The following is a 20,683-nucleotide window of genomic DNA, read 5'->3' as shown; positions in this document are numbered from 1 at the left end:
GAGAGCGCACTCCAGCCGACCGGCCCCCCTTATTCGACAACACATCCAGGGAGGTTGGCGTGGGTATGATTATGGTCAAGTGTCCGCAATCCGGTCGCGCGATTCCTACCGGCCTCAAATCCGATCGTGAGACTTTCCTGCGAAGCATCGTGTTTTTCGGCAATACGCTTTGTCCGGCCTGTCAGGCCAATCACAACTGGTTTGCCCGCGAGGCCTGGGTCGAGGAGCCGGTCATCAGAACGATAGAGGTCGCTCGTACGGCGCCGACGTACTGACGCAAATGACGAGGGCGCTTCTGCGACTGCGCCAGCTTCTTTTTCCGATGCAGTCGTTGTTCTTGCAGCGCATTAGCCGATTTGAGAAATATTTCGCGCATCGTCGTAAAGCGAACCCGGCGCCTCCGGCAGCCATCGGTTAGACATTATTGGCACATCGCCACAAATCCAAGCTTCCGTCATGACTTCGGCCAGCGCCTGTTTTAGGAGGTGTTACTGTGAGCAACAGAGTTTGTAGCCTGGCTGTTCTGCGTGACACAAGCATCGAACTCGTTAGCCTTCTGGCGCAATTGAAGCGGCTCCGCGAGAGAGTACGAATGGCAGGAGCACGATGCTCGGGAGAAAGACGACGATCATCGTCGGCATCCGGCGCGCCGAGGCCCCGAGCAATGAGATATCCCACGCAGGGGATTCGCAACTCTAGGCTTTTCTGATCACTTCGCTGCCTGGATAGAACACTAACGCGGATGCGCCGCCTGTTCTCTGGCACTCCGCGAACTGCCGGAGCACTCTTCCTTCCGACATCACGCTTGATGGTTCGCCATTCTCTATTCCGCCAATTCGATCGCAATGAGTTGTTGTCCAAAGCATCCATCGCTCGGTGGACCTCGCTGCTTTGAACGTGACCGATCAAACTTTCCATCTTGAAAATGAAGTCGCGAGCCGCTGCCCATTGCGCACGATGGTAGATTCGGCATGTCTGCGCACGCAGATCGCGCTGGTCTTCGGGTAAGCTCCGCGCGCCATGGTGACCACATGCGCCCTGGTGGCTCGAAGCTGCGCATTGAGCGTCGAAGATGAGCACGAGGGGTGGACAATTGGATTGCAACACACGGCACACGTGGGGCGCCGGGTGGCGCCCCGGTCACGATACCAGCGCGCCAAAAGCCGATTACCACTTAGGAACGATCCCTCGAACTCTCGGGTTGCACTTGTGCTGGTCCACGTTGGACCCGGGGGCGGCCCCGGGCAATGTCCCTCCCTCCAGTGCCGTACCGGGGCCGCACTCTCGCTTCGACGGCTCAGGCCGCCGGGTGTGCTCCCGCCTCAGGCGGACGTCGACGCGGGGGCACAGAAACAATCATCAAAATTGCCCACTGCACTACTCCCCGATCACCAAGCGCAGCACGAAGAATGATCTTTGCCGTGCGTTTGGCGTACGAGCGCTGCTTGACTATCCCAGCCAGCGAAGAACCAGCAGAAGCGCTTAAGAAAGTTAGGTAATGAGTGCTGACTGTTAGATTTAATCGCGATTTAATCTCGATGAGGAGCATAGTTTGATGAAGGTATAAGAGATTCATTTTTTACTAGCTTTTCCCGCCCGAACGATTCAGACTTGCTTTCATTGAGAACCTATCTTCTCGGGGGAATTCAGATGGGAAAACCTCCTGTTTCCCGTGATGCCTTCCGTGGGCTATTCGCTTTCTATGCGGCAAGGGCTCATCACGACCACGGCTCCAAGGGCGAACATTGCCTCTTGAGGCTGTTCAGATCTGCAGAAGATATACCAGAAACTTTACTGCTGCAGTGGTCAGACAGAACTGAGCTACTCGGCTCCGAAACCGTCGGTCGGTTGATGGATCCGCTCGTTCGGCAAATCACAAGAGGCAACGCTCAATACGACCATGCCAGCGACTTTCTCCACACGCTGCTGAGAGACCTCGGGCAAAAAGTGCAGTAATCGAGACTCGCCCGCTATCGTCGCAGCAATCGTCAGGTGCGCGAATTCTCCGCGCTAGCTACCTCCGCCCTCTTCGCGCGCTGCGAAATCTTCGTTTTAGGACTATAGAAGTAAGGATAATTCAGTTGCTTGCTGCGAAAGTCTTCACGGACGATTTTTACTGAGCATTCGATGCCTTGGCCGCGGATCACTTGAAGGCAATCGCGGATCACAGCTGATCACTGAGCTCGGGCTGCGGCTCGTCCTGAATTTCAACATACCTGTGACTATTGCGAGCCGGAGTCTGACGTCCGTTTACGACCACCACGCAAGGAGCTGCAGCGTCGCATGGTCTCGGCCACCCACCTGTCACGAACTGAACTGGCTACAACAATCGACAGATTTCTTCATGGCCAACGCAGGCATCAAGGACTTCACGCCCGCGAGCAAGTACTTTGGCCCGGCCTCCACTCAATGCCATGACCTAGATATCACGAGCCTGAGGGGATGTTCGCGCCGAACACCATTTGTGCGGCGCGCCCCAATTTCCTGTACTCTGCTGTCGTATCCGGCATGTGTTGCGCCCGCAGCTGAACACACTGTCCCTTCTGCACGCTCGACCGCGCTGCCGCACTCTGTTGTCCAGATAGCCATGGCTTGCCAAGCTCAGGTGGGCTACGCCAATCTAACTATCTCGGTCAGAGCATCTGGAATGCAAGAGAAGCTCCGAAGACTGCGCCAAACTACGCGATAACTGCCCGCAGCCCCTACTCCCACTCGATCGTCCCCGGCGGCTTGCTGGTCACGTCGTACACCACCCGGTTCACGCCCTTCACCTCGTTGATGATGCGCGTCGCCGTCTCGCCCAAAAATTTCATGTCGAACTGGTAGAAGTCCGCGGTCATGCCGTCGGTGGAAGTGACGGCGCGGAGGCCCACGACGTAGTCGTAGGTGCGGCCGTCGCCCATGACGCCGACGGTCTTGACCGGGAGCAGCACCGCGAAGGCCTGCCAGATCTCGTCGTAGAGGCCGTGCTTGCGGATCTGGTCGATGTAGACGGCGTCCGCCTTGCGCAGGATGTCGAGCTTGTCCTTCGTGATCTCGCCGGGGCAGCGGATGGCAAGGCCCGGGCCCGGGAACGGGTGGCGGCCGACGAAGATTTCGGGCAGGCCGAGCTCGCGCCCGAGCTTGCGCACTTCGTCCTTGAACAGCTCGCGCAAGGGCTCGACGAGCTTCATGTTCATGCGCGCAGGGAGGCCGCCGACATTGTGGTGCGACTTGATGGTGACGGAAGGACCGCCGGTGAAGGAGACGCTCTCGATCACATCAGGATAGAGCGTGCCTTGCGCCAGGAAGTCGGCGCCGCCGATCTTCTTGGCCTCGGCCTCGAACACCTCGATGAAGAGGCGGCCGATGGTCTTGCGCTTGGTTTCGGGGTCGGTGACGCCTTCGAGCTCGCCCAGGAACTGTTTTGAGGCATCCACGTGCACGAGCGGGATGTTGTAATGGTGGCGGAACAGGTCGACCACCGTCTTGGCTTCGTCGAGACGCAGGAGGCCGTGATCGACGAAGACGCAGGTGAGCTGGTCGCCGATGGCCTCGTGGATCAAGACGGCAGCGACGGCGGAATCGACCCCGCCGGAAAGGCCGCAGATCACCCTGCCCTTGCCGACCTGCTGGCGGATCTTCGCGATCTCCTCCTCGCGGAAGGCGCGCATGGTCCAGTCGCCGGTGAGGCCGGCGATCTTGCGGACGAAGTTGCGGATCAGCTTTGCGCCGTCCGGCGTGTGCACCACTTCGGGGTGGAACATCAGGCCGTAATATTTCCGCCTCTCGTCCTGGATGATCGCGAACGGCGCGTTCGGTGAGGTGCCGGCGACGGAGAAGCCCGGCGGCATTTTTGTGATGCGGTCGCCGTGGCTCATCCAGACCTGGTTCTTGCCGCCGGGTGACCAGACGTCCTCGAACAGCTTGCTCGGCGCTTTCACCTCGACATCGGCGCGGCCGAATTCGCGGTGATGGCCGCCCTCGACCTCGCCCCCTAACTGGGCCGCCATGGTCATCTGGCCGTAGCAGATGCCCATCACGGGCACGCCGGACTCGAAGATCCGTTGCGGGGCGCGGGGCGAGCCGGCCTCGTGCACCGATTCAGGGCCGCCGGAGAGGATCACCGCTTTCGGCTTCATCTCGTCGAAGGCGGCTTCCGCCTTGTTGAACGGGACGATCTCGCAATAGACGCCGTCCTCGCGCACGCGGCGCGCGATCAGCTGCGTCACCTGGCTGCCGAAGTCGACGATGAGAATCTTGTCATGCGCCGAGGCCACGGAGGGCGTCGACGCGGAGCGGTCGTTCTGTGCTGCTGTCATGGCCAGCAAATACGCTGGCGCCGCGCGCGCCGCAACCGCAGCGGCGGGACGCCCACATGCTTCTTTGGGCATGGACAAACCGATATAGGTAAGTATTATTGACCTATTATGCCCCACACTCAAACCGGGGCGATCAGGGAGAACGCCATGTCTTCAAAGCAGATGTCTTCACAGCAGATGTCTTCGCGGCATCAACCCTCAACCCTGGCCGCGCTCGGCCGGAGCTGGGTCGAGGCCTGGAACGCGCGCGATCTCGAGCGCGTGCTCGCGCTCTACGACGAGGCCGCCGTCATGACCTCGGACCGCATCCCGATGCTCGGATTCGACGCCAGCGGCACGGTGCGCGGCAAGGATGCCTTGCGCGCCTATTGGGGCAAGGCGCTCGGGCTGGTGCCGCAGCTGCATTTTTCGCTGATCGATCTGTTCGTCAGCCCGGACAGCGTCGTGGTGTTCTACGCGAACGAGCGCGGCATGAAGATCTGCGAGTATCTGCGGGTGAACGATGCGGGCCTGATCGTGCAGGGCTCGGCGAACCATCTGGTGGGGTGACGGTTCTCCGCACCTTGATTGTGACAGTATGACGAAGGCCGGCGCCGCTCGCCGCACGCGGCCGTGCGCCCATCCGAGTGCCTCGACTTGATGCGAGGCTCTTGATAATATCTACCATTGATTGAATTTTATTTTTTATCCCTGGGAGATTTTCATGAAGCTCGCATCCTTCAACGTGGAAAATCTTTTCATGCGCGCGCGTGCGCTCAGCGGCCCCGGCTTCTCGGAGGAAGGCAAGACCATCCTCAAGGCGCAGGCCGACATCAACGCCATCCTCGGCAAGGACAAATACACAGCGAACGACAAGAAGAAGATCGTCGAGCTGCTGGATGTGCTCGGCCTCAAGAAGTCCGACGAGAACAAATACGCGATCCTGCGCCAGAATCGCGGCCATCTCGTCAAGCGGCCGCAAAGCGGACCGATCCAGGTCGTTGCAGACGGACGGGGCGACTGGATCGGATGGGTCGATCTGACGGTGGAGCAGGTCAACGAAGAGGCGACACGCAACACCGCGCGGGTCATGAAGGAGATCGATGCGGACGTGCTCGGCGTGGTGGAAGCGGAAAGCCGGCCCGCCCTCGTCCGGTTCTGCAAGGACGTGATGCCCTCCGTCGAGGCAACGCCCTACGACCACATCATGCTGATCGACGGCAATGACGATCGGGGCATCGATGTCGGGCTCATGACCAGGAAGAAGTTCGAGATCGTCTCGATCGCGAGCCACGTCGATGACGAAGACGAGGATGGCCTCATCTTCAGCCGGGATTGCGCGCAGTTCGAGGTTCAGACGGCGGAGGGGAATTCGCTCGTCGTTCTCGCCAATCACTTCAAGAGCAAGGGATTCGGCTCCCAGGCGACGTCGAACGCCAAGCGCAAGCGTCAGGCCGCACGCACCGCGACCATCTATCGCCAGCTCCGCCAGAAGCACGATTTCATCGCGGTGATCGGCGACTTCAACGACACGCCGGACAGCGATCCGCTCAGCCCGCTGTTTCATCAAACCGGGCTGAAGGACATCAGCGAGCTCGACGGGTTCGATGATGGCGGCCGACCGGGCACGTTCAAGAACGGCACCGCGTCGAACAAGATCGACTACGTCCTGCTGTCACCGGCCCTGTTCGACAAGGCGACGGCCGGCGGCATCTTCCGCCTGGGCGTCTGGGGCGGCAAGAACGGCGACCTCTTCCCTCATTTCCCGACGATCACCAGGGAAGTCGAGGCCGCCTCCGACCATGCCGCAATCTGGGCCGAGCTCGATATCTAGCAGCCCGCCCGTCGGCGCCGGCCTCTCCGGCGCCGCCGATGACTTGCGACGGTCGCGTTTGCAGCTATGAGGGAGACCGCACAGCCGCATTGACCGGATTCTCCCCCATGAAACTCCCCACCTCCCCCTTCACGGTCACCGACTGGAGCAAAGTCGAGGCAACCACGCATCCTGGTGAGACGGGGCAGGCGTTGTGGCGCACGCTCAATATCGGCGAACTCCGGGTGCGGATGGTGCAATATTCGCCAGGTTACCTGGCCGACCATTGGTGCGACCGCGGCCACGTCCTCTATGTGCTGAAGGGCGAGCTCGACTCCGAGCTGCGCGACGGGCGCACCTTCAAGCTGACGGCGGGGATGAGCTACCAGGTCTCGGATTTCGGCGACGCCGCGCACCGGTCCTCGACTGCAACCGGAGCGACGCTCTTCATCGTGGACTGAGTTGCGGCGAGCGGTTAATTTGCACCGCAAAATAGCAAAGTCCTGCGACGTTCCGAGCCACGGGTGGTGCCTTGAACTGGCCCCAAATTCTCGCTATATTGTGATCATCGATACTTGGCCGAACGACTGGGCCGCTTCGCCTCGTTGCTAACGGGCGCGCACGCTTCAGATGACTTCTCCAAACATCGACTGAACAGGGCTATGGGCGCAATGCTGCGTTCCGGTCCACGTGCGTACTCTCTCTAACTAACTAAAGGAAATTCCCATGGCTATGGGCACCGTGAAGTGGTTCAACACCCAAAAGGGTTATGGTTTCATTCAGCCGGACGACGGCCAGAAGGACGTGTTCGTGCACATCAGCGCCGTCGAGCGCGCTGGCCTCTCCTCCCTCAACGAGGGTCAGAAGGTCTCGTTCGACATCGTCGCCGACCGCCGCAGCGGCAAGTCGTCGGCTGACAATCTCCGCGTCGGCTAACGCCCGCGCAACGTTCTGACCGCGGACGTACCGGCAGAACGCCAGAGTTAAAAGGCCCCGCGACCGGGATCCGGTTCGCGGGGCTTTTGTTTGGGAGCGCCATGGGCGGTGTCGTAGGGTGGGCAAGGCGCGCACTTCGCGCCGTGCCCACCACCTTTCAACAATGGGCAAGAGCGTGGGCACGCTTCGCTTTGCCTACCCTACAAGAGCTACGTCTTTTTCAGCACCGCCACGAAAAACCCGTCCGTGCCGGTACGCCGCGGCGTCATCAGCCAGCCTTCGTCCGAGCGTCGTGCGGCCTGCGCGAAATCGTCCGCCTTGTCCCAGAGCACGCTTGCGGTCTGCTCGGGTGGCACGACCGCAAACTCACCATGGCGCGCGACGAACGCCCTCACCTGCTCGCCGTTCTCTTCCGCCAGCACCGAGCAGGTGATGTAGGCGATACGGCCGCCCAGCTTTACCAGCGGAACCGCCCGCGCCAGCACCTCGGCCTGGTCGCGCAGGCGAATCTCCAGCGCGCCGGGGCGCATGCGCCATTTCGCATCGGGGTTACGGCGCCAGGTTCCGGTTCCCGTGCACGGCGCATCGATCACGATCAGATCAGCCGAGGCACGGATGTCGGCCAGCGGGTCGACCTCGCCCTTGGGCGTGCGCACATCAGCATTGTGCACGCCGGCGCGCGACAGCCGCTCGTGGATCGGCGCGAGCTGGCGCTTGTCGCGGTCGGTTGCGATCAGCCGGCCCTTGCCCTGCATCAGCGCTGCGAGCGCCAGCGTCTTGCCGCCAGCGCCGGCGCAGAGGTCGATCACCTGCTCGCCGGGCTTTGCCGCGGTGAATTGTGCCGCCAGCTGCGATCCCTCATCCTGCACTTCAACGGCGCCCTTGATGAAATCCTCTTCCGCCTGGATGCCGGGGTTGCGCGCATCGGCCGAAAGCTCGATGCGCAAGCCGGTTGCGGACCACGGCGTCGGTTTCGCATGAAGATGAGCAAGATTGCGCAGCACCTTGTCGCGATTGGATTTTAGCGTGTTGACGCGCAGGTCGAGCGGGGCCCGGCTGGCCATCGCGGCCGCCTCCGCCGCGCGGTCCTCGCCGAACACCTTTGCAAGGTGCGGATCCAGCCATTCGGGATAGTCGCCGGCGATCGCGGCCGGCGCACCCTCGAGCGACCGCGAGGCGAGCGCAGCCAGCTCGGCCTCGGTCAGCGGCGCCGGGGCGAAGCGGCTGCCGTCGAACAAGGCGCCCATCGTCGCCGCGTCCATGCCGCGCTCGAGCCGGAGCATGCCGATCAGCCGCGCGCGCGCGGTATCGGAATCCATCAGATAAGCGCTCGAGGCGTAGCGGCGCAGCACGTCCCAGACCAGGCCGGCGATGGCGGCGCGGTCGCCGGAACCGGCGAAGCGGTGCGCGGTGCCCCACTCCTTCAGCGCCTTGGCCGCGGGCACGCGGTCCTTCTCGATGGTGTCGATCAGTTCGATGGCTGCGGACAGCCGGGCAGCGGGGGTCATTCTCGATCTTTCAGATCAGCATGGACGGGCGGGCGCCTAGATCAGCAACAAGAGCTTCAGCGCGAAGTAGATCCACATCGCCAGCAGCACCAGCACGCCGGCGAGCCAGACCGTAGAGCGCCGACCGAGATCGTTCGAGGAGACGAACACCCCGGCATGGGCAAAGCGCGTCACCACGAACACCCAGGACATCAGCACGATGAAGAGATCGGCGCGGCGCAGCGGCAAGGCCAGCGCGATCAGGACGTAGAACAGCACCGGCAGCTCGAACTGGTTGCGGTAGCAATTGGCGATCTGGGTGGCGCCCTTGGGCCAGTTCGGCTCGCCGAGCGCGATGTCGCGGATCCTGGTCTCGCCCGAGACCAGCGTCCTGCGGCGCGCGACGACCATACCGATCAGCAGGGCGAAGGTGAGCCCGATCTGGACGAAGACCGGCAGCAAGACCATTTGAACGGACATCGGAACTTTCCCGGAAGGCGAAACGCCGCGCGGACCGTCATTAGCCGCGACTTCCGACGCTGACAATCAGCGAGTTGAACCGGCCTTCCCGATCTTGCGACCAACCACCGATCGTTAAAGCGGTTTCGGCCCCTCTCGGGGCCCAAGGCGAGATGGCGCCATGACCACCCTGTCCAGCCTCTGGACCGTATCCGCCGACGGCCAGCTCGGTATCCTGATGTCGGCACTGTCGGGCATCGCGATGGCACTCGCGGTCGCGCTGGCGATGACGGTGTATTTTCGTCTGAGCTACCGGAGCTGGCGTGACGTGGCCCGGCATGGCCTTGCGGCGCTCGCCGCGCTCGCCCTGTTCGCCTTTGCCGCCTACGACATGCGCCACGCCGCGCTTGCCTATCTCGGTCTCAATCCGTCCAAGCCCGCCGTCGAGTTCGAGATCCGCATGCCCCGCGAGGTGCTGACGGCCATGACCGACAGCCAGATCGAGCTGCACACCGACCGCAACCAGACGCTGGCGCTGATCGGCGGCGTGCGCGATCTCGCCGACGGCCGCGCGCTGCTGCGCGGCGCCGTCGCGCTCAACCACCGCACCGCGGACCGCATGCTGGTCGTGAACCTGCCGGGCAAGGGCACGTTCGAGTTCCGTCTCCGCCTGCCCGCCGAACCGCATCGCACCGGCGAGTTCGGCCCCTGGCACCTCGCCGACCGCATCGCCTCGCCGCTTGCCGGTCCCATCGCGCCGCAGGACGGCTACACGATCCGCTACCGCGTGCTTTAAACTTTGTTCGGCGCGATCCATGCCGGCGCCGTCATCGTTCCGACGCGCGACAACGCGTAAGTTGATCGCATGTCCGAATTTCGCCTGACCCAGATTTCCGACACCCATCTCGGCCGCCGCTTCCCTGGCCTCGTCGCCAACTTCCACCGGGTTTGCGAGCACATCGACGCCCAGAGGCCCGATCTCGTCGTCAACACCGGCGACGTCGCCTTCGACGGCCCGACCGGCCGCGACGATATGGTCTTCGCCAAAGGCCTGCACGACGCCCTGCCCGTCGCGTGCCGCTACATCCCCGGCAATCACGACATCGGCGATAATCCGACCGCGATCGGGCCGGCGCCGAAGCCGCCGGTCAGCGAGGCGCACCGCCGGCAGTTCTGCGACATCATCGGCGCGGATCATTGGACATCCGAGGCCGCGGGCTGGCGCTTCATCGGCCTCAATTCGCTGGTGATGAATTCAGGGCTCGCCTTCGAGGCGGAGCAATTCGATTGGCTCGCCTCGGAGATATCACGCACGAACGGCAGGCCGGTCGCGCTGTTCCTGCACAAGCCGCTGTTTCTCGACCTGCCCGACGATCCTGAAGCGCCGGAGACCTCGATCCGCTACGTGCCGCAGCCGGCGCGGGCACGGCTGATCGAGATGCTCGGGAGGATCGATCTGCGCCTCGTCGCCAGCGGCCACGTGCACCAGCGGCGCGACTTCACCTTCCGCCACACCCGCCATGTCTGGGCGCCGTCGGCCGGCTTCATCATCAATGATCGGCGGCAGGACCGGGTCGCGATCAAGGAAGTCGGATTGGTCGAATATCGCTTCCGCCCCGACAGTTTCGAGGTCCGCCACGTCAGGGCCGCGGGCCAGGTGGATGTCGACATCGAAGAGCTCCTCGCCCAGATGGGCGGCGAGCACTAGCGCATCGATCGGCTCAGGCGATGCTCTTGAGATCCTGCTGGATCGCGGCGAGCAGGGATTGCAGCGCTTCGCTGTTCACCGGCTTGGCCGCAAGCTCATTGGCGGATGGCTGCCTGGCAGGTTGCACGGGCTTGACCGGGCGCTTCGGGAATGGTGGCGGGGCCGGCATCGCGGAACGGGTCAGATCGCCCTCCTCGTCGACATGCACGAACTTGCCATGGATGACGTCGTTGCGACGGCCCATGATGAACATGGTCGTCCAATAGCCGGCCGCCAGCAGCATAACGCAGAAAACACTGATCTCTAACATCGCAACACCCAAAATATGTGCGATAATTCAATGCCTTCGTGGGCCCGTCAATGAACCGCCGGTCACACCTGCGGCTTTTGCGGGCAGGTGTGGCCATTTGGTGACTCTTTGTTAACCATTGAGAGACCTGCGGTCGGGCTTTTATGGGAGTTCAGGAGCCCAGCGCATCGAGAACGTGCCGCGCAACCACGGGATCGTCGAGGTAGCCCACGATGCCGTGGCGGTTGTCTGTCCCGTTGCGGACGTTCGCATAGTTCTCGATGGCGGGCGTGACCGGGAAGTTCGCACCATCGAGCGGATAGAGCGCGACCACGTCCTTGGGGTCGAACGCATTGTACCAGGCCTTGGCAGGCGCCGGAAAACCGATCGGCCGCAGCTGGTCGCGGATGGCCCTGATACCCAGCGGCGAGCCCACCGTGACATACGCACGCACGTTCAGCGTACGCCGGTCGGTCCGCATAACATTGTAGGCCACGACCGACCCCAGCGAATGCCCGACCACCACGCAGGGCCGCTCATCGAAGCCGGCACCGACGATGCGGTCGATCTGGTCGCGGACGCCTGACCGCGTCGTATAGAGAAATACGTCTCGCATCAGTCGCTCGATCCCGGACTGGCTCAGCCCGCCCCCGAAGCGATCGATGGTGCGGATGATCGCCTGCACCCATGCCCAATTCTGCGGACCTCGTGCAGTCGGGTTGTTGCCGAACTCCTGCTGCACCTGGGCATCCGTGATGCCGGCCTTGCTGCGGATCGACTCCGCGACGGAAGCCTGAAACCTCAGGAAATCGTCATCGACCGCGCTGCCGCGCGCCTGGATGTCGTCGGTCAGAGGCACCTGCGCCTCGCGCGCAAGTTCGTCCAGACGATCGGCGTAATAGGGAAATGCCACTTCAAGATTGTCCGGGACGGTACGATTGATCTTGGCCGCGCCGCGTTTCAGCGTCTCCATCCAGATCGATTGCAACTCGACAGGATCCAGCCCCTGCTGCGAACGACCATGTACCAACACGAGACGTACAGGAAACGGATCCGCACGGCCTCCCGTCGCGATCAGCGACATCAGGCCAGCCGCACCCGCAAGAACTTCACGACGACGCATCGCTCTTCCTTTCGCGTCCGGTACCCGTGTTCGGTCGCGTTCGGCCGCGCACGATCAGCGGCTGGCGGTGGCCAGGGCTTCCAGCATCAATTTCATTCCAGGGGGACCGAACGTGGTCCAGAGCGACGACCGCAGGCTGTCCCTGGCCCGCAGGACCTGGTCCCGAAGCACCACATTGCGAGTGCGGATGAGCTGCCAGCCCTGCGAGAACATCGGGCAGAATGGCACGGCGCGCTCGGATATCCTGCTGTCCGACAGGACGTCGGCCAACAGCGCAAGATCGAACAGCTCGCCTTCGAGGTCACCTGCCATGAAAGACCGCACCGAGGCGACCTGCTGCGGCAGATTGGCATCAGCGTAAGCATAGGCGGCGTAAATTCCGAGCGTCGGATCAATTCCCTTCAGCACACGAATCTGATCGGCAAGCCTCGAGGCCGCCGCCGAGCGCGTTTGCCGGTCGCCTTCGATGCGGAGCACGCCGAACTGGGCCGACGTCGCCATGAGCGCCCGCAGCTGATCGAGGCGGGGTCCGGCCTCCTTGTACTCGCTCCATCGGCGGCTTGACGGCGACGGGGCATACGTGACGTCCGCCACACCGCCATTGCGGACGGTGAGCGACCCTATGAAGCCGGGCAATGCGGCAAGCACGGTCCCGCTGCCGTCCGCAAACACCAGCGCGGCCGTCATTGGAGAACCATCCTGGACGGGAATGTTCACGAGGCCGGACTGGTCGGTACCGTTGCCGGGTACAACGATCTGCGCCTGCCTGCCGCCAGCCAGCCATGCCTCGCGCAATTGGACGCCGGTCACCGAGAATCCGGTCGGTGCATTGAAGGTCGTGGCCGGCTGCTTCGCCACAATCAAGGATTGCTGGGCCGCGTTGAAGCCGGTGTTCGAAGCAACCTCCAGCTCTCTGACGGAATCGATGTTTCGCAGCGACGCAAGCGCTCCAACCGAGGTGCGATTGAACTGATGGGCGGCAACGTCGACCAGCGTCACATCTCGCGGCTGGTCGGCCGCCGCCGTCACCGATCCGCGCACGCGTCCCAGGTAGGCATTGTCGGGGGATTCGATACGCGCATCGGGATATTGCGCGAGACTCGCATTGTGTACGCGTAACCGCTGCGGCACCTCGTCGAGCAGGAACGTTTTGAGCTTCCGGTTCGAGACCACGCTCACGCCCCCGACCGTCGACACCATATCGGGTCGGGGCTTGCGGAAGGCATCGAGAAAAGTCTCGGTGAAGATGCCCTGGAACTCGTCGGCCGCCTTCTGCCGCAATTCATAGGATGGCGCGCCGGGGCGGGTGCTGAAGAAACGATCGACCTCCGGAGAGGGACGTCCGGGGATGTAGCTTCCCAGCGGGAAAATCACCGTTCCATGCAGCAGCGAGCTGTCGAAGTCCGAATTGGACCGGCAGGCATCGCAGATGATCACGACGTTTGATACGGCGCTACGCCCGGCAAGCGCCACGCATTCCGTCAGGCTAACCGCCTCGTTGACATCGTCCGGAGCTCCGCTCAACAACCAGAACTCGTTGTTGCCAAACGCAATTCCATGACCGGAGAAGTAGATCACGAGCTGTGTCAGCGTGCCGCGATTAACGAACTCCGTCACGGCCGCCCTGAGCGCTAGGCCAGTGACCGGCGTGACCTCATCCGTGATCAGCTTGACCTCGAAACCTTCCGTCGTAAGCCATTGTGCGATCGACTTTGCGCCCGAGACGGCCGCTCTCAGCACGGGCAAGTTGCCGGTCTTGTTGACCCCGATCACCACAGCGCCGCGCGTGGAGGCCGCGGGCTGCGCTAGGACCCTTCGAGCCGCCAGCAACTGCCCCCAGACAAGTCCGCCGGCAAGCACATCGCGCCGCCGCATGCCCGCAACCTCATATCGCAGGACCCAATTGCTAACCCTATGGTAGTAGCATTTCCGCGTTTGCCAATCGGATTTTGCAGCCGTCGTCGGCCGCCCGGCCCTAAGCGCCGGGGCGGCCAACGTGGGTTCGGGAGCACTCGCCTCAGGCCTTGTCCGGCCCGACCCGGACCAGCTGCTTGCCGAAATTGGCGCCTTTCAGCAGGCCGATGAAGGCGCCGGGCGCGCTCTCCAGGCCCTCGGTGACGAACTCCTTGTACTTGACCTTGCCGTCGCGGACCCAGCCGGACATGTCGCGCAGGAAGTCGCCATGGCGTGCGGCGAAGTCGGACACGATGAAGCCGCGGAAGGTCAGCCGCTTGGTGAGGATGTTGCGCATCATCGCGCCGGCCCATTTCGGCGGCTTGGCCTCGGTGTCGTTGTAATGGGCGATCAGGCCGCAGACCGGCACGCGGGCGAACGGGTTGAGCTGCGGGAACACCGCCTCAAACACGGCGCCGCCGACATTCTCGAAATAGACGTCGATGCCTTTCGGGCAGGCGTCCTTCAGCTTGGCGGCGAGATCGGGATCGCGGTGATCGATGCAGGCATCGAAGCCGAGCTCCCTGACCACGTAGTCGCACTTGTCCTTGCCGCCGGCGATGCCGACAGCGCGTGCGCCCTTGATCTTCGCGATCTGCCCGACCGCCGAGCCGACTGCACCGGACGCGCCGGCGACGACGACGGTCTCGCCCGGTTGCGGCTTGCCGATGTCGAGCAGGCCCGTATAGGCGGTCATGCCGGGCATCCCGAGCACGCCGATCGAGGTCGAGATCGGGCCAAGCCTGGGATCGACCTTGATCAGGCCCTTGCCGTTCGAGATCGCATGGGTCTGCCAGCCGGAACGAGTGCGCACGATGTCGCCGGCCGCGAAATCGGGATTGTTAGACGCCGCGACCTCGCTGACCGCCTCGCCTTCCATCACCCCGCCGACCGGCACCGGCGCAGCGTAGGACGGCCCCTCGCTCATGCGCCCGCGCATATAGGGATCGAGCGACAGCCAGATCGTGCGCAGCAGAACCTCGCCCTGCCCGGGTGTCGGAACTGCGAATTCCTCCAGGCGAAAATCAGACGGCTTGGGTTCGCCGACCGGACGCGCGGCGAGAACGATGCGTTTGCCTTGGGACATGACTTCCTCCGAACTGTGTTTCGGCGTGAACGGAAGCGGAGGCAGCGAGGCGCGTCAATACAAAAGCAGCGGAGCGGCACACTCACTGTCATCGCCCGACTTGATCGGGCGATCCAGTATTCCAGAGACGATTGTTATTGAGCCGAAAAGCCGCGACGTACTGGATGCCCCGGTCAAGCCGGGGCATGACACCGTCATTTGGGCGAGCGCGCCGAACCCACGCGCGCGCGGCGATGTGCGGAGCGAGCGACTAACCCCCGCCCGGATAATTCGGGCTCTCGCGCGTGATCGTGACGTCGTGGACGTGGCTTTCGCGCAGGCCGGCGCCGGTGATGCGGACGAACTGGGCCTTCTCGTGCAGCTCCTTCATGTCGCGTGCGCCGACATAGCCCATCGCAGCGCGCAGGCCGCCGGCGAGCTGGTGCATGACGTGGCCGACCGCACCCTTGTAGGGCACCTGGCCCTCGATGCCTTCGGGCACGAGCTTGAGCGTGTCCTTGATGTCCTGCTGGAAGTAGCGATCGGCCGAGCCGCGCGCCATCGCGCCGACCGAGCCCATGCCGCGATAGGCCTTGTAGGAACGGCCCTGCCACAGGAAGACTTCACCGGGCGTCTCGTCGGTGCCGGCGAGCAGCGAGCCGACCATGGCGATATCGGCGCCGGCGGCGAGCGCTTTCGCGAGGTCCCCGGAGAACTTGATGCCGCCGTCGGCGATGACGGGGATGTCGGCCTTCTTAGCCGCTTCCACCGCATCCATGATCGCAGTGAGCTGGGGAACGCCGACGCCCGCAACGATGCGGGTGGTGCAGATCGAGCCCGGGCCGATGCCGACCTTGATGCAATCCGCGCCCGCATCGATCAGCGCCTGGGTGCCCTCGGTGGTGGCGACGTTGCCGGCGACGACCTGCACCGAGTTGGACAGGCGCTTGATGCGGTTGACGGCATGCAGCACATGACGGGAATGGCCGTGTGCGGTGTCGACCACGACGAGGTCGACGCCGGCATCGATCAGGCGCTCGGTGCGCTCGAAGCCGGTATCGCCGACAGTGGTCGCGGCGGCGACGCGCAGGCGCCCCTGCGCATCCTTGCAGGCGAGCGGATGAGCAACCGCCTTCTCCATGTCCTTCACGGTGATGAGGCCGACGCAGCGATATTGCTCGTCGACGACGAGCAGCTTCTCGATGCGATGCTGGTGCAGCATCCGCCGCGCCTCGTCCTGGCTGACATTCTCGCGGACCGTGACGAGGTTTTCGTGCGTCATCAGCTCGGAGATCTTTTGCTGACGATTGGTCGCAAAGCGCACGTCGCGGTTGGTGAGAATGCCGACCAGCTTGCCCGGAATGTTCTTGCCGGCGCCGGTGACGACGGGAATGCCGGAGATGCCGTGATCGCTCATCAGCTTCAGCGCGTCGTCGAGCGTGGCCTCGGGGCTGATGGTGAGCGGGTTCACCACCATGCCGGACTCGTAGCGCTTGACCTGCCGGACCTGTGCCGCCTGCCCTTCGGGGTCGAAATTGCGGTGGATGACGCCGAGGCCGCCGGCCTGCGCCATCGCGATCGCCATGCGCGCCTCGGTGACGGTGTCCATGGCCGAGGCCATGATCGGGATGTTGAGCGGAATGGCGCGGGTGACGCGGGAGCGGATGTCGACCTCGCCCGGCATGACGTCCGACAGGCCCGGCTTCAGCAGCACGTCGTCGAACGTAAAGGCTTCGCGGATGCCCTGAAGTTGCACCGTGGCCATTGCCAACTCCTTCCTGCGGCCTTGCCGCAAATTCTGATGGATGAGCGCCGCCCTCGGCGTACCTTGCGGCATCGCCTTGAGAATCGGAGCCCATCGGTGGGGTTGACGCGGGTCGATAGCACGGCCGCGCGACGAATCAAAGCAATTCGGACCGCCGGCCAGCCATGCACAGGGGTTTTTGGCAATTTCAGCGGGGATAGGCTCGGTACGCCCTCCCCCCGCCGTCATTCCGGGGCGCGCCACTTGGCGCGAGCTATGGTGCGCAATTGCGCACCATAGTTCGCTATTTCGTCCCGCCCCGGAATGACGGGTGCCGAGGGTCACACCGTCGTCACGCAGGAGTTAGGTGCCATGCGTCGTTCCGCGATGGTCGCAGGCGGGCGGCGATGATAAGCCGCGAGTGATCTCTCCCTCCCCCTTTCATTACCAATCCGTCATGGTCGACAAGCAACGTGTCATTCCGCTGATCGTCGCCACTGCTCTCTTCATGGAGAACATGGACTCGACGGTGATCGCCACCTCGCTGCCGGCGATCGCGGCCGACATCGGCACCAGCCCGCTGACGCTCAAGCTCGCGATCACCTCCTATCTGCTGTCGCTCGCGGTGTTCATTCCGGCGAGCGGCTGGACTGCCGACCGGTTCGGTGCGCGGATGGTGTTCGCGGTCGCGGTCGGCGTGTTCATGGTCGGCTCGGTCGGCTGCGCGCTCTCGACCTCCGTCACCGATTTCGTGTTCGCGCGCATCCTGCAAGGCATGGGCGGCGCGATGATGACGCCGGTCGGGCGCCTCGTGCTGCTGCGCTCGGTCGACAAGAGCGCATTGGTCAACGCCATGGCCTGGGTGACGGTGCCTGCCCTGATAGGTCCCGTGATCGGCCCACCGCTCGGCGGCTTCATCACCACCTACGCGTCCTGGCACTGGATCTTCCTGATCAACATCCCGATCGGGCTGCTCGGCATCTTCATGGCGCTGCGCTTCATCGATCCCATCAAGAGCGAGACCCAGGAGCCGTTCGATCTCTACGGCATGGTGCTCGCGGGCATTGGACTTGCCGGCATCGCCTTCGGGCTCTCGGTGGCCGGACTGAACCTGCTGCCGTGGAGCACGGTCGCGGCGCTGGTCGTGGGCGGTGCGATCTCGATGACGCTGTATGTGCTGCACGCCCGGCGCACGGGGTCGCCGGTGCTGGACTTCTCGCTGCTGCGGCTGCCGACGCTGCGCGCGGCCGTGTACGGCGGCTTCCTGTTCCGGCTCGGCATCGGCGCGCTGCCGTTCCTGCTGCCGCTCCTGATGCAGATCGGCTTCGGCCTCTCGCCGTTCCATTCCGGCCTCGTCACCTTCGCCTCCTCGCTCGGCGCAATGGGCATGAAGACGCTGGCGGCGCGCATCATCCGCACCTTCGGCTTCCGCAATCTGATGACGGTGAACGCGATCATCAGCGCATTCTTCCTCGCCGTCTGCGCGCTGTTCACGGTGACGACGCCGCTGCTCATCATCATGGTCATCCTGGTGGTCGGCGGCTTCTTCCGCTCGCTGGAGTTCACTGCGATCAACACCGTCGCCTATGCCGACGTCGAGACCGCACAGATGAGCCGCGCCACCACGCTGGTCAGCGTCAACCAGCAGCTGGCGATCTCGGCCGGGGTCGCCGTCGGCGCGGCTTGCGTCGAGACCACGATGTGGTTCAGCCATGTCAGCGAGATCAACGCCACCGTCTTTGCGCCGGCCTTCGTCGTTGTCGCACTGGCCTCGGCGGCGTCGAGCTGGTTCTTCTGGCAGATGCCGGCGGACGCCGGCCACGAGATCTCCGGCCGCAAGGCCGTGGAGATCGCGAGCCGCAAGGGCGCCGGCAAGGGTGCGGAAAAGGCGGCCGTCAAGGCGGCCAGCGAGGATACGCAGGACGTGCGGGACCAGCGGCTGGGGTAGTTTCTCGCTCGTCATTACGAGCGCAGCGAAGCAATCCAGAATGCCTCCGCGGCAACAGCCTGGATTGCTTCGTCGCTACGCTCCTTGCAATGACGGATGATGTGGCTAGTGCTGTGTCCCGCCGCGAAACCCCGTGGCCAGCACGTAGCGTTCCGAGGAATCCTGCCGGCTCGCGGCCGGCTTGACGTGGCGCACGCTCGCGAAGTCGCGCTTGAGCTGGGCGAGCAGATCGGCGTCGGCGCCGCTCTGGAATGTCTTGGCCAGGAACGCGCCGCCGGGCTTGAGCACGTCACAGGCAAACGCCGCCGCGGTCTCGACCAGACCGACGATGCGGAGCTGGTCGGTCTTGCGGTGGCCGGTGGTGTTGGCGGCCATGTCGGACATCACGACGTCGGCGCCGCCGCCCAGCATCGCGGTGAGCTTTTCGGGCGCGTCGTTGTCCATGAAGTCCAGCTGCGCGAAATCGACGCCGGGAATCTCGGGCATCTCGAGCAGATCGATCGCGACGACCTTGCCCTTGCCTTCCGTGGAGCCGACGCGCTTGGCGGCGATCTGGCTCCAGCCGCCAGGCGCCGCGCCGAGATCGACCACGGCCATGCCGGGCTTTAACAGCCGATACTTGTCATCGATCTCGAGCAGCTTGAACGCGGCGCGCGAGCGATAGCCCGCGGCCTTGGCCTTGGCGACATAGGGATCGTTGAGCTGCCGCTCCAGCCACAGCTTCGACGACAATTTGCGCTTGCCGCCGGTCTTGACCTGAACATGCAAGCGGCCGGTGGTGTCCTTGGCCATCTCACCAGCTCCTGAGCGCGCCGTCCTCGCGCATCATCTCGACCAGCATGCCTTCGCGCAGGCCCCGGTCGGCGACGCGCAGGCGCGGCAGCGGAAAGGCGCGCCTGATCGCATCGAGGATGGCGCAACCGGCGAGCACGAGATCGGCGCGCTCGACGCTGATGCAGTTGTTGGACGCGCGCTCCTCGTAGCTCATGCCGAGCAGCTTGTTGATGGTCGCGGCGATGTCGGAATCGTTCATCCAGATGCTGTCGATGCGGCGGCGGTCGTAGCGCGCAAGGTTGAGATGGATGCCGGCGAGCGTCGTCACCGTGCCCGAGGTGCCGAGCAGATGCATGTCGGCGAGATCGCCGCCGTGCTCCTCCGCGAACGGCGCGACATGGTTCGCGACCTCCTGCTCCATCGCAGCGTAGATCTCCGGCGTCACGTCGCGTCCGCCGAACTGCTCGGCGAGCGTGACCACGCCATAGGGGATCGACATCCAGGCCTTGATGCGCGGCTCCGGATTTTCCGGGTCGCGCTCGATCCGCACCAGCTCGGTCGAGCCCCCGCCGATGTCGAACAGGATGGCGCCGCGCCCCCTCGGATCGACCAGCGGCGAGCAGCCGAGCACCGCCAGCGCGGCCTCGGTCTCGCGGTCGATCACCTCCAGCTCGATGCCGGTCTCGGCCGCAACGCGGCTGCGGAACCCCTCGGCGTTCGAGGCCGCGCGGCAGGCCTCGGTTGCGATCAGCCGCAGCCGCCGCGCTTTGCGCAGGTTGATCTTGTCACGGCAGATGCTGAGCGCGGCGATGGCGCGCTCGATCGCGGCCTCGCTGATGCAACCGGTCGCCGAGACGCCCTCCCCGAGCCGGATGATGCGCGAGAAGGAATCTACGACACGAAAGCCGTCCTGGGTCGGACAGGCGATCAGCAGCCTGCAATTGTTGGTGCCGAGGTCCAGCGCCGCATAGACGCCGGTTCCCGACGCCTGTGCGCCTGCCGCCGGTTCGGTGGCCAACGCCACTGCCGCCATCGACCGCTCCAGCTCGCCGTGCGGCGCATGGCCGTCGCGGAGCCGCGTGTGGTCATTCATACAAACTGTC

General features: G+C 64.0%; 18 protein-coding genes. 8 read left to right on the top strand and 10 right to left on the bottom strand.

From position 1 onward, the window contains the following. Positions 1-59: 59 nt before the first annotated feature. Entirely contained in the window at positions 60-275 is a 216-nt protein-coding gene (locus tag DCM79_RS31460) for a hypothetical protein (protein WP_257177893.1), read from the top strand. Positions 276-2,702: 2,427 nt separating this feature from the next. Here DCM79_RS31460 and guaA read toward each other — a convergent pair. Beyond that, positions 2,703-4,301: a glutamine-hydrolyzing GMP synthase gene (gene guaA, locus DCM79_RS31455; RefSeq protein WP_257177892.1), complete on the bottom strand. Its 1,599-nt coding sequence runs from the start codon at positions 4,299-4,301 to the stop codon at positions 2,703-2,705. A 177-nt stretch (positions 4,302-4,478) separates the two neighbouring features. Here guaA and DCM79_RS31450 point away from each other — a divergent pair, with 177 nt between their 5' ends. The 4 genes from DCM79_RS31450 to DCM79_RS31435 all read left to right on the top strand — a co-directional run bounded on the left by DCM79_RS31450 (position 4,479) and on the right by DCM79_RS31435 (position 7,029). Further along, complete coding sequence (locus DCM79_RS31450; RefSeq protein WP_257180908.1) at positions 4,479-4,850, top strand: nuclear transport factor 2 family protein; 372 nt, start codon at positions 4,479-4,481, stop codon at positions 4,848-4,850. Positions 4,851-5,004: 154 nt separating this feature from the next. Further along, positions 5,005-6,114, top strand: coding sequence for an endonuclease/exonuclease/phosphatase family protein (locus DCM79_RS31445; RefSeq protein WP_257177891.1), 1,110 nt, complete (start codon positions 5,005-5,007; stop codon positions 6,112-6,114). Positions 6,115-6,221: 107 nt separating this feature from the next. After that, the gene (locus DCM79_RS31440) at positions 6,222-6,554 is read left to right on the top strand and encodes a DHCW motif cupin fold protein (RefSeq protein WP_257177890.1); all 333 of its coding nucleotides are present in this window, start codon (positions 6,222-6,224) and stop codon (positions 6,552-6,554) included. Between the two features lie 265 nt (positions 6,555-6,819). Continuing rightward, on the top strand, positions 6,820-7,029 hold the full coding sequence (locus tag DCM79_RS31435) for a cold-shock protein (protein ID WP_008141931.1): 210 nt from the start codon (positions 6,820-6,822) through the stop codon (positions 7,027-7,029). Positions 7,030-7,238: 209 nt separating this feature from the next. Here the strand turns inward: DCM79_RS31435 and DCM79_RS31430 are convergent, their stop codons facing one another. Further along, positions 7,239-8,537: an RsmB/NOP family class I SAM-dependent RNA methyltransferase gene (locus tag DCM79_RS31430; RefSeq protein ID WP_257177888.1), complete on the bottom strand. Its 1,299-nt coding sequence runs from the start codon at positions 8,535-8,537 to the stop codon at positions 7,239-7,241. Positions 8,538-8,573: 36 nt separating this feature from the next. After that, positions 8,574-8,996 (bottom strand): MAPEG family protein, encoded by a 423-nt coding sequence (locus DCM79_RS31425; protein ID WP_257177887.1) that lies wholly within the window; start codon positions 8,994-8,996, stop codon positions 8,574-8,576. Between the two features lie 160 nt (positions 8,997-9,156). Here DCM79_RS31425 and DCM79_RS31420 point away from each other — a divergent pair, with 160 nt between their 5' ends. Together DCM79_RS31420 and DCM79_RS31415 are read left to right on the top strand one after the other, a co-directional pair. Then, entirely contained in the window at positions 9,157-9,771 is a 615-nt protein-coding gene (locus DCM79_RS31420) for an acriflavin resistance protein (RefSeq protein ID WP_257177886.1), read from the top strand. A 69-nt stretch (positions 9,772-9,840) separates the two neighbouring features. Then, positions 9,841-10,683 (top strand): metallophosphoesterase, encoded by an 843-nt coding sequence (locus tag DCM79_RS31415; protein ID WP_257177885.1) that lies wholly within the window; start codon positions 9,841-9,843, stop codon positions 10,681-10,683. 13 nt (positions 10,684-10,696) lie between these two features. On the opposite strand, the gene DCM79_RS31410 is transcribed toward DCM79_RS31415, so the two are convergent. The 5 genes from DCM79_RS31410 to guaB form a co-directional block, all read right to left on the bottom strand. Next, positions 10,697-10,993, bottom strand: coding sequence for a hypothetical protein (locus DCM79_RS31410; protein WP_257177884.1), 297 nt, complete (start codon positions 10,991-10,993; stop codon positions 10,697-10,699). 151 nt (positions 10,994-11,144) lie between these two features. Continuing rightward, the gene (locus DCM79_RS31405) at positions 11,145-12,056 is read right to left on the bottom strand and encodes an alpha/beta hydrolase (protein WP_257177883.1); all 912 of its coding nucleotides are present in this window, start codon (positions 12,054-12,056) and stop codon (positions 11,145-11,147) included. A 93-nt stretch (positions 12,057-12,149) separates the two neighbouring features. After that, complete coding sequence (locus DCM79_RS31400) at positions 12,150-13,970, bottom strand: caspase family protein (protein WP_257177882.1); 1,821 nt, start codon at positions 13,968-13,970, stop codon at positions 12,150-12,152. A gap of 142 nt (positions 13,971-14,112) precedes the next feature. After that, positions 14,113-15,135 (bottom strand): NADP-dependent oxidoreductase, encoded by a 1,023-nt coding sequence (locus tag DCM79_RS31395; protein WP_257177881.1) that lies wholly within the window; start codon positions 15,133-15,135, stop codon positions 14,113-14,115. A 250-nt stretch (positions 15,136-15,385) separates the two neighbouring features. After that, a complete protein-coding gene (gene guaB / locus DCM79_RS31390; RefSeq protein ID WP_257177880.1) occupies positions 15,386-16,879 on the bottom strand; it encodes an IMP dehydrogenase in 1,494 nt (497 codons plus the stop codon). Between the two features lie 436 nt (positions 16,880-17,315). Here guaB and DCM79_RS31385 point away from each other — a divergent pair, with 436 nt between their 5' ends. Continuing rightward, entirely contained in the window at positions 17,316-18,806 is a 1,491-nt protein-coding gene (locus tag DCM79_RS31385; protein WP_257177879.1) for an MFS transporter, read from the top strand. A gap of 105 nt (positions 18,807-18,911) precedes the next feature. On the opposite strand, the gene DCM79_RS31380 is transcribed toward DCM79_RS31385, so the two are convergent. Continuing rightward, positions 18,912-19,598, bottom strand: coding sequence for an RlmE family RNA methyltransferase (locus DCM79_RS31380; RefSeq protein ID WP_257177878.1), 687 nt, complete (start codon positions 19,596-19,598; stop codon positions 18,912-18,914). 1 nt (position 19,599) lies between these two features. After that, a complete protein-coding gene (locus DCM79_RS31375; RefSeq protein WP_257177877.1) occupies positions 19,600-20,673 on the bottom strand; it encodes a Ppx/GppA phosphatase family protein in 1,074 nt (357 codons plus the stop codon). Between the last annotated feature and the right edge of the window lie 10 nt (positions 20,674-20,683).

Source organism: Bradyrhizobium sp. WBOS07, from assembly GCF_024585165.1.
Taxonomy (GTDB): Bacteria; Pseudomonadota; Alphaproteobacteria; order Rhizobiales; family Xanthobacteraceae; genus Bradyrhizobium; species Bradyrhizobium japonicum_B.
Note: the sequence above shows the minus strand (reverse complement) of the source record. Positions and strands in the feature narration are given on the sequence as shown.

Bases quoted from the DNA above. Each gene is read 5' to 3' on its own strand.
- guaA (WP_257177892.1), bottom strand. From the start codon at position 4,301: ATGACAGCAGCACAGAACGACCGCTCCGCGTCGACGCCCTCCGTGGCC.
- DCM79_RS31450 (WP_257180908.1), top strand. From the start codon at position 4,479: ATGTCTTCGCGGCATCAACCCTCAACCCTGGCCGCGCTCGGCCGGAGC.
- DCM79_RS31445 (WP_257177891.1), top strand. From the start codon at position 5,005: ATGAAGCTCGCATCCTTCAACGTGGAAAATCTTTTCATGCGCGCGCGT.
- DCM79_RS31440 (WP_257177890.1), top strand. From the start codon at position 6,222: ATGAAACTCCCCACCTCCCCCTTCACGGTCACCGACTGGAGCAAAGTC.
- DCM79_RS31435 (WP_008141931.1), top strand. From the start codon at position 6,820: ATGGCTATGGGCACCGTGAAGTGGTTCAACACCCAAAAGGGTTATGGT.
- DCM79_RS31430 (WP_257177888.1), bottom strand. From the start codon at position 8,537: ATGACCCCCGCTGCCCGGCTGTCCGCAGCCATCGAACTGATCGACACC.
- DCM79_RS31425 (WP_257177887.1), bottom strand. From the start codon at position 8,996: ATGTCCGTTCAAATGGTCTTGCTGCCGGTCTTCGTCCAGATCGGGCTC.
- DCM79_RS31420 (WP_257177886.1), top strand. From the start codon at position 9,157: ATGACCACCCTGTCCAGCCTCTGGACCGTATCCGCCGACGGCCAGCTC.
- DCM79_RS31415 (WP_257177885.1), top strand. From the start codon at position 9,841: ATGTCCGAATTTCGCCTGACCCAGATTTCCGACACCCATCTCGGCCGC.
- DCM79_RS31410 (WP_257177884.1), bottom strand. From the start codon at position 10,993: ATGTTAGAGATCAGTGTTTTCTGCGTTATGCTGCTGGCGGCCGGCTAT.
- DCM79_RS31405 (WP_257177883.1), bottom strand. From the start codon at position 12,056: ATGTCGCTGATCGCGACGGGAGGCCGTGCGGATCCGTTTCCTGTACGT.
- DCM79_RS31400 (WP_257177882.1), bottom strand. From the start codon at position 13,970: ATGCGGCGGCGCGATGTGCTTGCCGGCGGACTTGTCTGGGGGCAGTTG.
- DCM79_RS31395 (WP_257177881.1), bottom strand. From the start codon at position 15,135: ATGTCCCAAGGCAAACGCATCGTTCTCGCCGCGCGTCCGGTCGGCGAA.
- guaB (WP_257177880.1), bottom strand. From the start codon at position 16,879: ATGGCCACGGTGCAACTTCAGGGCATCCGCGAAGCCTTTACGTTCGAC.
- DCM79_RS31385 (WP_257177879.1), top strand. From the start codon at position 17,316: ATGGTCGACAAGCAACGTGTCATTCCGCTGATCGTCGCCACTGCTCTC.
- DCM79_RS31380 (WP_257177878.1), bottom strand. From the start codon at position 19,598: ATGGCCAAGGACACCACCGGCCGCTTGCATGTTCAGGTCAAGACCGGC.
- DCM79_RS31375 (WP_257177877.1), bottom strand. From the start codon at position 20,673: ATGAATGACCACACGCGGCTCCGCGACGGCCATGCGCCGCACGGCGAG.